Annotated in this window: 15 protein-coding genes; 5 read left to right on the forward strand and 10 right to left on the reverse strand. The window is 66.3% G+C overall.

Features of this window, described 5'->3' with window-relative positions:
* Positions 1 to 7 precede the first annotated feature (7 nt).
* Positions 8 to 1,045 (reverse strand): class II fructose-bisphosphate aldolase, encoded by a 1,038-nt coding sequence (gene fbaA / locus CWS39_RS01970; protein WP_102141238.1) that lies wholly within the window; start codon positions 1,043 to 1,045, stop codon positions 8 to 10.
* Positions 1,046 to 1,144: 99 nt separating this feature from the next.
* Here fbaA and CWS39_RS01975 point away from each other — a divergent pair, with 99 nt between their 5' ends.
* Complete coding sequence (locus tag CWS39_RS01975; RefSeq protein ID WP_102141239.1) at positions 1,145 to 1,816, forward strand: DedA family protein; 672 nt, start codon at positions 1,145 to 1,147, stop codon at positions 1,814 to 1,816.
* Here CWS39_RS01975 and CWS39_RS01980 read toward each other — a convergent pair whose 3' ends face one another.
* The 8 genes from CWS39_RS01980 to CWS39_RS02015 all read right to left on the reverse strand — a co-directional run bounded on the left by CWS39_RS01980 (position 1,817) and on the right by CWS39_RS02015 (position 10,998).
* The gene (locus tag CWS39_RS01980) at positions 1,817 to 2,965 is read right to left on the reverse strand and encodes an XdhC family protein (RefSeq protein WP_102141240.1); all 1,149 of its coding nucleotides are present in this window, start codon (positions 2,963 to 2,965) and stop codon (positions 1,817 to 1,819) included.
* Positions 2,966 to 2,995: 30 nt separating this feature from the next.
* Positions 2,996 to 4,111 (reverse strand): glycoside hydrolase family 76 protein, encoded by a 1,116-nt coding sequence (locus CWS39_RS01985; RefSeq protein ID WP_102141241.1) that lies wholly within the window; start codon positions 4,109 to 4,111, stop codon positions 2,996 to 2,998.
* A 15-nt stretch (positions 4,112 to 4,126) separates the two neighbouring features.
* Positions 4,127 to 4,768, reverse strand: coding sequence for a TrmH family RNA methyltransferase (locus CWS39_RS01990; RefSeq protein ID WP_102141242.1), 642 nt, complete (start codon positions 4,766 to 4,768; stop codon positions 4,127 to 4,129).
* Positions 4,761 to 5,663, reverse strand: coding sequence for a hypothetical protein (locus CWS39_RS01995; protein ID WP_102141243.1), 903 nt, complete (start codon positions 5,661 to 5,663; stop codon positions 4,761 to 4,763). The genes CWS39_RS01990 and CWS39_RS01995 overlap by 8 nt, the downstream gene beginning before the upstream one ends.
* A 6-nt stretch (positions 5,664 to 5,669) precedes the next feature.
* Entirely contained in the window at positions 5,670 to 6,446 is a 777-nt protein-coding gene (locus CWS39_RS02000; protein ID WP_102141244.1) for an SDR family NAD(P)-dependent oxidoreductase, read from the reverse strand.
* A 51-nt stretch (positions 6,447 to 6,497) separates the two neighbouring features.
* On the reverse strand, positions 6,498 to 7,328 hold the full coding sequence (gene ttfA / locus CWS39_RS02005; RefSeq protein WP_102141245.1) for a trehalose monomycolate transport factor TtfA: 831 nt from the start codon (positions 7,326 to 7,328) through the stop codon (positions 6,498 to 6,500).
* 159 nt (positions 7,329 to 7,487) lie between these two features.
* The gene (gene clpB, locus CWS39_RS02010) at positions 7,488 to 10,034 is read right to left on the reverse strand and encodes an ATP-dependent chaperone ClpB (RefSeq protein ID WP_102141246.1); all 2,547 of its coding nucleotides are present in this window, start codon (positions 10,032 to 10,034) and stop codon (positions 7,488 to 7,490) included.
* Positions 10,035 to 10,203: 169 nt separating this feature from the next.
* Complete coding sequence (locus tag CWS39_RS02015) at positions 10,204 to 10,998, reverse strand: DUF2510 domain-containing protein (protein ID WP_102141247.1); 795 nt, start codon at positions 10,996 to 10,998, stop codon at positions 10,204 to 10,206.
* 181 nt (positions 10,999 to 11,179) lie between these two features.
* Here CWS39_RS02015 and CWS39_RS02020 point away from each other — a divergent pair, with 181 nt between their 5' ends.
* The 4 genes from CWS39_RS02020 to CWS39_RS02035 are packed head-to-tail and all read left to right on the forward strand — an operon-like array spanning position 11,180 to position 13,561.
* Entirely contained in the window at positions 11,180 to 11,947 is a 768-nt protein-coding gene (locus CWS39_RS02020; protein WP_102141248.1) for an EspA/EspE family type VII secretion system effector, read from the forward strand.
* Between the two features lie 9 nt (positions 11,948 to 11,956).
* Positions 11,957 to 12,286 carry a type VII secretion target gene (locus CWS39_RS02025; RefSeq protein ID WP_102141249.1) on the forward strand — a complete coding sequence of 110 codons (330 nt, stop codon included), beginning with the start codon at positions 11,957 to 11,959 and terminating at the stop codon, positions 12,284 to 12,286.
* Positions 12,283 to 12,849, forward strand: a complete 567-nt coding sequence (locus CWS39_RS02030) for a hypothetical protein (RefSeq protein WP_102141250.1) — start codon at positions 12,283 to 12,285, stop codon at positions 12,847 to 12,849. Before CWS39_RS02025 ends, CWS39_RS02030 begins: the two co-directional genes overlap by 4 nt.
* Before the next feature lie 40 nt (positions 12,850 to 12,889).
* A complete protein-coding gene (locus CWS39_RS02035; RefSeq protein ID WP_102141251.1) occupies positions 12,890 to 13,561 on the forward strand; it encodes a GAP family protein in 672 nt (223 codons plus the stop codon).
* 116 nt (positions 13,562 to 13,677) lie between these two features.
* On the opposite strand, the gene CWS39_RS02040 is transcribed toward CWS39_RS02035, so the two are convergent.
* Positions 13,678 to 14,307 (reverse strand): TetR/AcrR family transcriptional regulator, encoded by a 630-nt coding sequence (locus tag CWS39_RS02040; RefSeq protein ID WP_102141252.1) that lies wholly within the window; start codon positions 14,305 to 14,307, stop codon positions 13,678 to 13,680.
* Positions 14,308 to 14,344: the final 37 nt, after the last annotated feature.

Here is a 14,344-nt window from a genome sequence, read left to right on the forward strand (position 1 = left end):
GAGCGCCCTACCCCGCGGTGACGGAGCGCCCGGCGCTGTGTAGGTCGTTGCACGCCTCGATGACGCGCTCGGTCATCGACGCCTCGGCCTTCTTGAGGTAGCTGCGCGGGTCGTAGGCCTTCTTGTTGCCCACCTCGCCGTCGATCTTGAGCACGCCGTCGTAATTGGTGAACATATGCCCCGCCACCGGCCGGGTGAATGCGTACTGGGTGTCGGTGTCGACGTTCATCTTCACCACGCCGTAGCGCAGCGCGTCTTCGATCTCGGACTTCAGCGAGCCCGAGCCACCGTGGAAGACGAAGTCGAAAGGCTTTGAGCCCTCGGGCAATCCGAGCTTGCTCGCGGCCACCTGCTGACCCTGTGCGAGCACCTCGGGGCGCAGCTTGACGTTGCCCGGCTTGTACACGCCGTGCACGTTGCCGAACGTCGCCGCCAGCAGGTACTTGCCGTGCTCGCCGGTGCCCAGCGCGTCGATCGTCTTCTCGAAATCCTCGGGGGTGGTGTAGAGCTTCTCGTTGATCTCGTGGGCGACGCCGTCCTCCTCGCCCCCGACCACACCGATCTCGATCTCGAGAATGATCTTGGCGGCCGCGGACTGCTTGAGCAGCTCCCGCGCAATGTCGAGGTTCTCGTCGATCGGCACGGCCGAGCCGTCCCACATGTGCGACTGGAACAGCGGGTTCTTGCCGGCCGACACCCGCTCGGCCGAAATCGCCAGCAGCGGGCGCACAAAGCCGTCCAGCTTGTCCTTCGGGCAGTGGTCGGTGTGCAGGGCCACGGTGATCGGGTACTTCTCGGCGATGACGTGGGCGAACTCGGCCAGCGCCACCGCACCGGTCACCATGTCCTTGACGCCCAGGCCGGAGCCGAACTCCGCGCCGCCGGTGGAGAACTGGATGATGCCGTCGCTGCCGGCGTCGGCGAAGCCCTTGATCGCGGCGTTGATGGTCTCCGAGGATGTGCAGTTGATGGCCGGGAATGCGAACGAGTGCTCCTTGGCACGGCCGAGCATCTCGGCGTAGATCTCGGGCGTGGCGATGGGCATGGAACTTCCTCTCGGCGAAGAGCTTGGCGGGTCTGCTCGCAGTATCTCAAACTGCGGCGATTCCGGTGTGGGCAGCTCTCACCGGTATCTTGGAAACCCATGACCACCACCTACGTCGCGCTGATGCCGGACTACATGGACCCGCTGGTCCTCATCGGGTACTTCGGCACCTGGGCCCTTGTGGGCCTGCTGTTGGTGGTCTTCATCGAGTCGGGCATCCTCTTCCCGGTCCTGCCGGGCGACTCGCTGCTGTTCGTCGCGGGCATGCTCGCGGCCGGAACGGCGACCCAGGGGACCGCCAACTTCCAGCTCTGGCAGTTGCTGGTGTTCATCCCGATCGCTGCGGTCGCCGGCAGCCAGATCGGGTACTGGATCGGGCGGGGCATCGGCACGTCGATGTTCAAACCGGACGCGCGGTTCCTCAAGCAGAAGTATCTCGACGAGGCGCACGTGTTCTTCGAGCAGCGCGGGCCGTTCGCCGTCGTGCTCGCGCGGTTCGTGCCGATCGTGCGGACGTTGGTGCCCATCACCGCCGGCGCCGCCCGGATGAACTATGCGGTGTTCACCCTCTACAACATCGTGGGCGCGCTCATCTGGGGTATCGGCCTGACGTTGCTCGGGTACTGGCTGGGCCAGTTCGAGATCATCCAGAAGCTGCTGGAGCCGATCCTCGTCGCCATCGTGCTGGCGTCGATCGCCCCGATCATGCTCGAGTGGTACAAGCGGCGCCGGGCGGCCAAGAATGCGATCGCCGCGGAGCAGACGACGTAACTAACGCTCGGTGCACGTGGTGAGGTCGTCCAACTCGTGGTGGATGCGCCCGCCGATCTCGGACAGCGGCCGGCCGGTGCCGCCCCACTGCCGGGCGATGATCTCCGCCGCGATCGACACCGCGGTCTCCTCCGGCGTGCGGGCGCCCAGATCCAACCCGATCGGGCTGGCCAGCCGGGCCAGCTCCGTGTCGGTGAGCCCGGCTTGGCGCAGCCGCGCCAGCCGGTCGTCGTGGGTGCGGCGCGATCCCATCGCCCCGATGTAGCCGACCTCGGGCAGCCGCAGTGCGACCTCGAGCAGCGGCACGTCGAACTTCGGATCGTGGGTGAGCACGCAGATCGCCGTGCGACCGTCGATGGCGCCGGCCTCGGCCTGCGCGGCCAGATAGCGGTTCGGCCATTCGACGACGACCTCGTCGGCCGTCGGGAAACGCGCCGCGGTGGCGAACACCGGCCGGGCGTCGCAGACCGTGACGCGGTAGCCCAGCAGCGAGCCCTGCCGCGCGACCGCGGCCGCGAAGTCGATCGCGCCGAACACCAACATCCGCGGCCGCGGCGCATGGCTGGCGACAAACACCTCCATGCCCGCGCCGCGACGCTCACCGTCGGGGCCGTAGGTGAGCACCTCGCTGCGGCCCGCGGCCAAAAGCCCGCGCGCGTCGTCGGTGACCGCGGCGTCGGCCCGGTCCGAACCGAGCGAGCCGAGCGTCTCGTGCTCCCGGACAACCAGCCGCCGTCCCACCCACGCGGCGTCCGGATGGGCGACGACGGTGGCGCTCGCGACCGGGCGGTGCGCGTCGATGTCGTCGACGACCGCGTCCAGTTCCGGAAAGCGTTGCTGCGACACCGGTTCGACGAAGATGTCGATGATGCCGCCGCAGGTCAGTCCGACCGAGAACGCGTCGTCGTCGCTGACGCCGTAGCGCTGCAGCCGGGGTCGGCCGTCGGCGATCACCTGCTGCGCCAGGTCGTAGACCGCGCCTTCGACGCAGCCGCCCGACACCGATCCGCTGACGGTGCCGTCGGGGGCGACCACCATCGCCGCGCCGGGCGGGCGGGGCGCCGACCGAAACGTCCGCACCACCGTCGCGAGACCGGCTGTGCCACCCGCACGCCAGACCGCTAACAGGTCGCTCAGCACGTCTCTCACGGGACCCAATCTATGCCCCGGCGCGTGGCGCTAAGCGGCCGCCTCGTCGGCCTGCTCGGCGACGGAATGCGCGGCCTCCATCAGCATCCAGCCCGACAGTTGCACCGACAGATCGCGCTCGGGAACCGACGACGAGTGCACGGCCCCGTCGACGGACGCCGCGTCCTGCCCGACGGTGGAGGGCAGTTGGGCGGTGCGGTCCCAGAACGCGCTGAAAAGCGGTAGCCCGTCGACGGTTTGACGGTTGCCCCAGGCCGCCTCCGCGGATTTGAGCACCAGCGTGCGGGCGGTGTCGCGGGCCTGCTTGTCCTCGGCGGTGTCGCCAGGAAGCGCCGTCGCGACCAGCGCCAGATACCGCGCCAGGATCGCGTTGAACAAGCCGCCGTCACCGCCGCCGGCGCCCTTGATGACGCCGTCGGTGGTCATGTTGTCGCGCACGGCGGCCACCAGTCGGTGCACCCGCGGCGCGTGCTTAGAGTCCTCGGTGCGCTGCGCCAGCTCGACCTCCAGCCCGAGCACCACGCCCTGGCAGTAGGTGTACTGGGCGCGCACCAGCGATCCGGCCTTGATGCCGTCGAACACCAGATGGGTCTCGGGGTCGATCAAGGTCTCGTCGATCCAGTCGGCCATCTGCTGGGCGCGGCGCACCCGGTCGTAGCGGGCCAAGAAGATGCCCGCGGGACCGTTGGCGGGGGCGTTGAAGAACTGGTCCTGCTTGCGCCAGGGGATGCCGCCGCCGTCTTCGGGCACCCACGCGTTGAGGAACTGCTCGGCGAGGATCCGCAACGCGCGCGGCTTCTCCACTCCGGCCAACCGCCCGGCCCGTTCGAGCGCCAACGCCAGCCACGCCATGTCGTCGTAGTAGTCGTTGACCCAGCCGGTGTTGCGCAGCCAGTGTGCGCGGATCTGCCGGGCGATCTCCTTCTTGCGCGTGGGCTGTGGATCGCGCACCTGCGCGTCGACGAGGCAGTCGATCAAGTGGGCCTGCCACCAGTAGTGCCACACGCCGAACATGTCGTAGCGGCGCTCCGACGGCCAGGCCACCACCGCGAGTTGGGTGCCCGGCAAGCCCCACAGTTTTTTCAGATGTCGCTTGGTGATCGCGGCTTCGGCGCTAGCCGCACGGTTAGCCCATAGCTGATCCATGGGCTTGATCCTGCCTTACCAAGCCGCCGAAATGTCCGCGTGTTGAGTAATCCACGTGTGCATGGCGATTCCGGCGGCCACTGCGGCGTTGATGCTGCGGGTGGAGCCGAACTGGGCGATCGACACCGTCAGCGCCGCACCGGCCTTGGCATCGGCGGTGATGCCCGGTCCCTCCTGGCCGAAGATCAACAGGCAATTGCGCGGCAACTCCGTGTGTTCCAACCGCTTCGCGCCTGGCACGTTGTCCACCGCGACGACGCGCAGATTGGCGTCGTGAGCGAAGGTCAACAGCTCTGCGGTGGTGTCGTGGTGGCGCAGACGTTGGTAGCGGTCGGTCACCATGGCGCCGCGCCGATTCCAGCGTCGCCGGCCGACGATGTGCACGGTGTCGACGGCGAACGCGTTGGCGGTGCGTACCACCGAGCCGATATTGGCGTCGTTGCCGAAGTTCTCGATCGCGATGTGCAGCGAGTGCCGACGCTTGTCGATGTCGGCGATGATGGCCTCGCGGGTCCAATAGCGGTAGGCGTCAACGACATTGCGGGTGTCGCCGTCGCGCAGCAGCACCGGGTCGTAGCGTGGATCGTCGGGTAACGGCCCTTCCCACGGGCCGACGCCGGTGCTCTGGCCCCATTCGGTCGGGCCAGGCTCATTCATCGCTCGCCTCTTTTGTCCACAGCGCGGCGTGGGTGCCGACGAGCGACACGGTGGCATACAGCAGCGCCTCGTTGATCTCGCCCTGGGTGCACAGCGACGCCCGCACGTTCACGGCGTCGCGCGACGCGTCGGGCAGCACCAGCAGCGACGCGCCGTAGGTGGAGCAGGCGCGGCTGAGCCCCGGCGGCGGCAGTGTCGGCGCCGCCAACACCATCAGGGGACCGCCGCGGCGGGCGGAGTCGTCGCGGTATCGCTGTGCCAGACCGGTGATTTCGAGCCCGATCAGCATGTAGCCGTTGCCGGTGAACGCCTGCGGGTCGCCCAGCGCGGTGGGTTTGAGCTGGGCGCCGTCGGCGCTGAACGCGTCCACACTGGTGGTCCTCAGCGTGAGCCCGGTGTCATCGTTGGCCGGCGCCACACCTACCGGGAACGCGGCGGCGTAGGCCACCGTGGTTCCCGGAATGCGGTCCCTGGGCGAATACACGTACACGCCACGCACTTGGCTTTGGTCGCGTTGCGGGCCCAAACACACTGTGCCGGTGAGCCTGTCGGGTGTGGGCGCGGTCAGCGGCTGGATACCGAGGTCGGTGACGTCGCTGCAGCCGCCGAGGCCGTTGGCCTCGATGGGATGCGCCAGTGCACCGTAGAGTCCGAACCGGATGTCCTCGGGTTTGGCGTGCTCGCCGTCGCCCGCGACGGCGGCGTCCACGTCGATCAGCACATGGTCTGCGTCGAAGCGCAGATTAGCCACCGAGATGTTCCAGCCAAGTGCCGCAAGGGATTCACCGATGGTGGCGGTCTGCGCGCCGTAGTGGCGACCGGCGTCGTTGTCGTCGCTGGAGCATGCGCAGGCCACGACGACGATCGCGGCCAGCAGTGCGATTATGCGGCGCACAGTTGCTTAGGTTCTGCCGCGGCCACGGCCCACCACTTTGGTCATGGCGCGCACCAGGTTTCGCGGCACCAGCCGGCCACCGGTGGTGAGCGCCTTGTACTGCAGGCCCGGCACGATGACGACTTTGCCCTTGGCGACATCCGCCATGGTTTCGCGGACCACGTCGTCGACCTCGAGCCACAGAAACGACGGAGTGCCGGCCATGTCGATGCCGGCGCGCTCGTGAAACTCGGTGTGCACGAAGCCCGGACACAGCGCGTGCACGCCGACGCCGGTGCCGGTGAGGCCGTTGGCCAGGCCCTCGGAGAACGCGATCACCCACGCCTTGGACGCCGAATACGTCGACCCGCGACCGGGCAGCAACCCGGCGACGCTGGCCACATTGATGACGGTGCCGGCGTGGGCGTCCAGCATCGGCGCCAGCGCGGCGTGCGTCAGCTGCATCACCGCGGTGACGTTGACGTCCAGCTGCTTCTGCAGCAGCGCGTAATCGGCGGTCCAGAATTCACCAGAGGTGCCGAATCCGGCGTTGTTGACCAACACCCGCACACCCTGCGACAAGCGGTCGGCGACCTTGGCGCGGTCGGCGGCGACGGCCAGGTCGGCGGGCAGCACCTCGACTCCTGCGCCGGCCTCGTCGTGCAATTCGGCGGCGAGTTGTTCCAGGCGGGCCGCATCACGCGCGACGAGCACGAGGTCGTAGCCGTCGGTGGCGTATCGCCGCGCGAAGCCCGCACCGAGGCCGGAGGTCGGTCCGGTGATCAGTGCGACGGGCCGTGACATGGCCTAAAGGTTATTCCCGGGTCGTTTCGCTCTTGCCCGCCGGGTGGTTACTTACCGCTGATAGTGCGGAGACTGCCGCCCGTTTCGCGACGGCGGCGGGCGTCGGATCGGTTCTGCGCGGCCGGGTTCAGGGCGCGGGTAACGACCGACGTCGGCGCGTCCGGGCGGCATGTCCGGGCGACCCGGCGGCACTTCGGCCGGGCGCGACGGGGCCGGCTTGAGCGGACGACTGGGCGCGCCGCTGCGGCGTGCGACAGCCTGGCCGCTGGTTTGCGGTATGGGCGGCAGCACCCGCAATAGGTCGTTGAACTGGCGCACGGTGCGCAGGCCTTCGTCCCACTGGGCCCGGGTGCTGGTGACAGGCATCGCCACCAGCGTCCAGTGTTGCTCGTTCCACATGATCTCGGCGCAGTCGGGCGCGGTGTGGGCGAACGTCACCATGCGGCGGTCGCAGGCGCGGCGTGCGGCGTCGAGGTTGGTGGAGTACACCATCCGCGGACCGATCGCGCCGAGCAGCCAGATGTCTTTCTCCCGTGGCTCTTTGATGCCCTTGAGCCGCAGGTCGACGACGACGTTGGTGCCGACTTTGCGATGCAGGGCGATGACCGTCGCGACCTCTTCGATGTCGAAGATGAACACGGCCTCGCCGCGAATCTGCCCGAGCACCACGTTCTTGGCGGTGACGTCGCCGACGGTCGAGATCACGCCGCGCTTCCAGCGCTTGACGAGGTCGGGTGATTCGGCTTCGTAGTCGAATCCGTGTGACTTCGCCCACGACTTGCGGCGACGGCCCAGCCCGCGTCGACGATCGATGTCGACGTACAGCAGCACGGCCGCACCCACAAAACAGAGTGCGGACAGCGTGAACCAAAGCGGGACCATCGCGCCTAGCCTACTTGCTGGGCCCGCCGAATCCCGAACTCACGGTGATCACGGTCAAGTCTCGGGTCAGATCCGCGCTTATGGCCGTTGACTCTGCACACAGGGCGCAAAAGTACGAGAGACCCGCGCCCTGAGCGCAGAGTCAACGCCGAGCGACACTCAGCCGAGGACCAGCGATTCGCCGTCGGGCGCCACGTTGACGGGCACCACGTCGCCGTCGTGGATCTGGCCGGCCAGCAGCATCTTGGCCAGCTGGTCGCCGATGGCCTGCTGGATCAACCGCCGCAGCGGGCGCGCCCCGTAGACCGGGTCGAAGCCGCGCTGGGCCAGCCACTTCTTGGCCGGCAGCGACACCTCGAGCGTCAGCCGCCGCTGGCTCAGACGCTTCTGCAGCTGGGCCAGCTGGATGTCGACGATCTGCACCAGCTCCTCGGGGTTGAGCCCGTTGAAGATGATCACGTCGTCGAGCCGGTTGATGAACTCCGGCTTGAACGCCGAGCGCACCGCGGCCATCACCTGCTCCTCCGTGCCGCCCGACCCCAGGTTGGACGTCAGGATGAGGATGGTGTTACGGAAGTCGACGGTGCGACCCTGCCCGTCGGTGAGCCGGCCCTCGTCGAGCACCTGCAACAACACGTCGAACACGTCCGGGTGAGCCTTTTCGATCTCGTCGAACAGCACCACCGTGTAGGGCCGCCGGCGCACCGCCTCGGTCAGCTGACCGCCCTGGTCGTAGCCGATGTAGCCGGGAGGCGCACCGACAAGGCGGGCGACCGAGTGCTTTTCGCCGTACTCGCTCATGTCGATGCGGACCATCGCGCGTTCGTCGTCGAACAGGAACTCGGCCAGCGCCTTGGCCAGCTCGGTCTTACCGACGCCGGTCGGGCCGAGGAACATAAACGAGCCCGTCGGCCGGTTCGGGTCGGCGACGCCGGCGCGGCTGCGGCGCACCGCATCCGAGACGGCCTGCACGGCCTGTTTCTGGCCGACGACGCGCTTGCCCAGCTCGTCTTCCATGCGCAGCAGCTTGGCGGTCTCGCCTTCGAGCATCCGCCCGGCCGGGATACCGGTCCACGCCGACACCACCTCGGCGATGTCGTCGGGCCCGACCTCTTCCTTGAGCATGACGTTCTCGCGCGCCTCTGCGTGCGGCAACGCGGCGTCGAGCTTCTTCTCGACCTCGGGGATGCGGCCGTAGCGCAGCTCGGCGGCCTTGCCCAGGTCGCCGTCGCGCTCGGCGCGGTCGGCCTCGCCTTTCAGCGTCTCCAGCTGTTCCTTGAGCTCACGCACGACGTCGATGGCGTTCTTCTCGTTCTGCCAGCGGGTGGTCAGTTCGGCGAGCTTTTCCTTCTGGTCGGCCAGTTCGGCGCGCAGCTTGGCCAGCCGCTCCTTGGACGCGTCGTCTTCCTCTTTGGCGAGTGCCATCTCCTCGATTTCGAGACGACGGACCAGCCGCTCGACCTCGTCGATCTCGACGGGCCGCGAGTCGATCTCCATCCGCAGCCGGCTGGCGGCCTCGTCGACCAGGTCGATGGCCTTGTCCGGCAGGAACCGGGCGGTGATGTAGCGGTCGGACAGCGTGGCCGCCGCGACCAGCGCGGAGTCGGTGATGCGCACGCCGTGGTGCACCTCGTAGCGGTCCTTGAGGCCGCGCAGGATGCCGACGGTGTCCTCGACCGACGGTTCGCCGACGTAGACCTGCTGGAAGCGACGCTCGAGCGCGGCGTCCTTCTCGATGTGCTTGCGGTACTCGTCGAGCGTGGTCGCGCCGACCAGGCGCAGCTCGCCGCGGGCCAGCATCGGCTTGATCATGTTGCCGGCGTCCATGGCGCCTTCGCCGGTCGCGCCGGCGCCGACGATGGTGTGCAGCTCGTCGATGAACGTGATGATCTGCCCAGCGCTGTTCTTGATGTCGTCGAGCACGGCCTTGAGGCGTTCCTCGAATTCGCCGCGGTACTTCGACCCGGCGACCATCGAGCCGAGGTCCAATGCGATGACCGTCTTGTCCTTGAGGCTCTCCGGCACGTCGCCGGCGACGATGCGCTGGGCCAGGCCCTCCACGATCGCGGTCTTGCCGACACCGGGCTCACCGATGAGCACCGGGTTGTTCTTGGTGCGACGGGACAGCACCTGCACGACGCGACGAATCTCGTTGTCGCGCCCGATGACTGGGTCGAGTTTGCCTTCGCGGGCGCGCGCGGTCAGGTCGGTGGAGTACTTCTCCAATGCCTGATAGCTGCCCTCGGGGTCGGGGCTGGTGACCCGCGCGCTGCCGCGGACCTTGACGAACGCGTCGCGCAGGGCCTGCGGGGAGGCGCCGTGTCCGGTCAGCAGCTTGGCCACGTCGGAATCGCCGGTGGCCAGGCCGACCATGACGTGCTCGGTGGAGACGTATTCGTCGTCCATCTCGGTGGCCAGATGCTGGGCGGCGGTGATCGCCTTGAGCGAGTCGGGCGACAGCTGCGGCTGCGTGTTGGCGCCGGTGGCGCTGGGCAGCCGGTCCAGCAGTCGCTGGGTCTCGGCGCGGATGGTCGCGGGTTCGACGCCGACGGCCTCCAGAAGCGGTGCGGCAATGCCATCGTTTTGGGTGAGCAGTGCCATCAGTAAATGGGCGGGCGTGATCTGCGGGTTGCCTGCGGCGGTGGCCGCCTGCAACGCCGAGGTCAGCGCCGCCTGAGTCTTGGTCGTCGGGTTGAACGAGTCCACGACACCTCCAATCGTCTGTAAAAAGCCTTGTCGGGATGTTCAACGTCGTCAAGGTTGAGTCTGTTCCGCTCAACTCTGAAAATTTTCCGCGTCCTTTCGGCCCGGGCGTGCCGTTTCATCCGCAACACGTTGATCAGGGCGTATGGGAGCGCACACTCGAGCTCTGGATTTACTTCGAGGTGGTGTCGTACCAGTTACCAGTGCGGCCGAAACGGCCCATAGCCTCGGTTGGCCCGCCGATCGCGAGGCGGTCGTACAGGTAGTGGGCAAACGCAGTCGCCAACAGCAGGACGGGAAGCGGTTGAGCGGTCGCCCGCAGACAATCCAACTTGTAATCGAAGAAGTCGGTGGGCGCGCCGGTGTACCTCCACCTGCGCTCGACCGTCGCGATTACTGCACCGCTTAGATCATGGATCGGCGCATAGACGACCTCAAACCTCTTGTTCGGGTTGATGCAGATGTCGGTGTTACCCAAGTGCTTCTCACCGAACTCCAGCACCATCGTCATGCGAGGAGTTCGAAAAAGCCGCAAGAACGAACTCGTCTGACGTAGTCGCCCTAGATCGCGGCCCGCGTGGTCATGCACTTGCACACAGTGGCTACGTTTGAACCCGCCGATTCGGGTGATGGTCAGCATCGGTGCGCCGTCGGGCCGCACCACATCGAACACCAGGGTGACGACTTCACGCCCGGCGAACGCAGGCACGCGCGAACGCGAGCGAATAGCGGCAATCTGCTGGCCGTGGGCGTTCTCGACCGAACACGACAAGTCGATGTCGGCCCACTCCGGGATTGAACGTAGAAAGAGCGTCGACTCACCCAGAGGCAGCTCGCCGCGCTGCGGCGGCTGAGGTTGCGGTGACATCCCGCCTGGGATGGGTGCCACTTGCCCTGTCCATTGCTGTCCGTCGAAGTATCGAATCTGCGCTGGGTGCCAAGGATCGTTGAACCATCCCGGCTGCATGCTTTGCCTCGCGTCCTCGATCGCTGGCCCCTTCGTCCTGCGCCACCTTCGGCGGGTAGTCCAGCCGTCCAGTGCCGATCCTAGCTGGCTTCGGTCTCCACCAAATCGCGAAAGTTCGTGCGGATACGCCTCTCAATTTGTTGGTACGTTAAGCCTGCGCGGAGGGAGGTTTAGCCACCACATGGGCTTGTTCGACATATACAGCGATGTCATGCAGAAGGTCGGCAGTGCCATGCAGGCCGTCGATCCGTTCGGGCCCATTGGAATGGCCGGCGAGACGGTTACGAGTTTGCTCTCGACGGCAGACCTCGTTAGCGATCATGGGGTGGACGCGCTGTGGACTCTCGCTTCCGACGCTGGAGAAGCAGCGAGCGTAGTCGAGTTCTTCTTGCCGAAATCCAAACAAACACCAATCATCTCCGGCGGATTGAAGGTCGTCCAAGGTCTACAAGCCGCCTGCGGCGGGACCAATCCACCCGAGAAAGGCGAGGCCTACGGCCAAAGTGCGCAGCAATTCAATGCAGTCGCGGACGGACTGCAAGCGGCGTTTCCTGATGAACGTTGGGTTGGTTCGGCGTCGGATGCGTACTACGCGGCCAACGCCAGCCAACAGAAGCGCGCGAGAACTATTCCAGACGTGGACCTCGATGTACTCATGGCGGTGGAGGCAGAGGCGGGAACTGTCAGCAACACTCGCCGGATTCTCAACAACGCCGCGATGATGATGGGCAACGCCATCGCTCCGGCCATCGCCGCAAAATCCATACCAAGATTCGGGAAGATCATCTCTACCGAGATCGAACTGGCCGTGGTTGGCGTATCGCTGCCGACATGCCTGTGGTACATGGACGAGTTGGCTGAGACTTCCGCCAGAACGACGGCGACCCTGGAGAAAGCGGCTGCTCTGTACAGAGCGATTGCCAACGAGTGTTATCCGACTTGGATCTAGGAGTACGGAGTGACAACACCATCTGGCGAATTGCGCACTGACCCAAATCATTTGCGCGAGCTATCGGCAATACAGAGCGACGCGGCGGCACAGATTGCAAAGGCTGCACCACTTACTGACAATGTAGCCGCAGCGGTGCAGCGCAGCCATGGCGTGGCCTGCATGACGGCCGCTCTCGCCGCGGAAAAGGTGGCGGCAGCACGCAAAGAAGCGTGCATCGCAATGGAATCAGTCTCCACCGCGTACGCGGTGAGTCTCAATACTGCAGCCTCCCAGTACATTCGGACCGATTCCGACAGTGGGGACAAGATCGACGGTGAGATGCGTCCCGGCGGATGACTAACAGCTGGACAGCATCCAACGACGATGAATCGTCAGGCCTCGATGCTTTCGATGATTACGTCGCCGGCTACGACGACGAAGAGGACAGCGGCCTCCACGCATTTGATGAGTACGTCTATGTCCATGAACAGGGCGTTGGCCCTAAGGCAGTGGGAACGTCCGCTACCGAAGACGACAAAGGCACCGTGGAATCAACTGCCATCAACGCCGATGGTGTACCGGATCTATTGATCTCAGCCACCGACCCGACTGAAACCGTCACAGTGACAACGTTCCTGAGCGGCCTTCCACGCCACATCGCGTTGTCCCCCCGTGCTGCATCGATGACCGAGGCGGAACTTGCGGCGGAGATTCTGGGAGTGTCCGAAATCGCCGTAACGAAAGCACAATCCGCTCAGTACGAACTGGTGGAAGGCCTCTTACGTATTCAGGGCCAGGACCGCGACTCAATCCGAGAGCTCCTTGAGAGCAAGATGGGCCTGCCGACGCCCGAACAGGCAATGGCGGCCGAAGCTGAATTCAATTCGCGGTACACACGGGTCTGGTCAGAGCAGCAATGATGCACAACCACTTCATCGATGACCTAACGGAAGTGTCCCCATGACGGGCGTGTGGGGCGCGGTGTTGATGGAGCTCATCCCGTTGGCGCTGGTCGTCGCGCTGTCGCCGCTGTCGATCATTCCCGGCGTGCTGGTGCTGCACACCGAAAGGCCGCGCGAGACCGGGCTGGCCTTCCTGCTGGGCTGGCTGGTCGGACTGGCCGCGCTGGCCGCGATCTTCGTCGCCGTCTCCGATCTGTTCGGCCGGCTCGACGAACCGCCGCCATGGGCGTCGTGGCTTCGCATCGCGATCGGCGCCGCGCTGATGGTGTTCGGGGTCTACCGCTGGCTCACCCGGCACAAGTCCGAACATTCGCCAGCCTGGATGCGCAGCCTCACCACCGTCAGCCCCGGCCGGGCGACCGTCACCGCCATGGCACTCACCGTCGTCAACCCGAAGGTGTTATTCGTCAGTGCGGCAGCGGGTTTGGCGATCGGCACCGCCGGACTGGGCCGCGCCGGCGCCTGGTCGTCGGTGGTGTACTACGCGTTGGTCGCCGGCTCGACGGTCGCGATTCCCATTCTGGCCTATGCGATTTCGCCGGCCCGCATGCATGACCCGCTCCAGCGGCTCAAGGACTGGATGGAACGCAATCACGCCACGCTCGTCGCCGCCATCCTCGTCGTGATCGGTCTTCTGGTGTTGTACAAGGGAATTCACGGCCTCATCTGAGGCTCACGCCGTCGAGTGTGCAGTGGCCTCGTCGAGTGTGCGACTACCGTGACAAATCAGCCGCGATCCCGCAGTGGGTGCACACTGAGCGCAGTGGCCGCACACTCGCCGCATCCTCACGCGTCGGGCAGGCCCAGCTCGGCGGCGGGCGCGGTCAAGTAGCGCGTCACCGTCGGCGCGATCAGACGCACCACCTCCTCGGCGGGGAGCGTCGCCAGCGGCGGCACGTGCATGACGTAGCGCATCATCGCCGTGCCGAGCAGGTTGGTACCCGCCAGCATCGCCCGCAGTCGAGCCTGCTCGCCGCCGCCAATGACGCCCGACACCGTCGTCAGCACGTAGCTCTGAATGAAATCGCGAAACGCCTCGTGCGCATCGGTGTTCGACGTCGCCGACGCCAGCATCGCCCGCATGCTGACCGCGCTCTCGGGCGATTCCCAGATCGCCAGATAGGTCCGCACCAACCGCGTGCCGACGTCGTCACCCGAGCCGTCGGTGATCGCGGCCGCCAGCTTGTCGGGGTCGAGGATCAGCCGCAGCGACTCGCGGAACAACTCGACCTTCGAGCCGAACAGGTACAGCACCATCGACGGGTCGACGTGCGCGTCGCGCGCGATCTCGCGCAGCGTCGTCTTCTCATAACCCTGTGCGGCGAACCGCCGCTTGGCCGCCGCCAGCACGTCATCGCGGGACACAGGTTCGCCCTGACGCCGGCCGCGGCGCTTCGTCTTGGCTGGTGAGGGCATATTCCGACACTATCATTTCAATAACTGTTGAAATACG

The sequence above is a fragment of the Mycobacterium hubeiense genome, from assembly GCF_002838065.1.
Taxonomy (GTDB): Bacteria; Actinomycetota; Actinomycetes; order Mycobacteriales; family Mycobacteriaceae; genus Mycobacterium; species Mycobacterium hubeiense.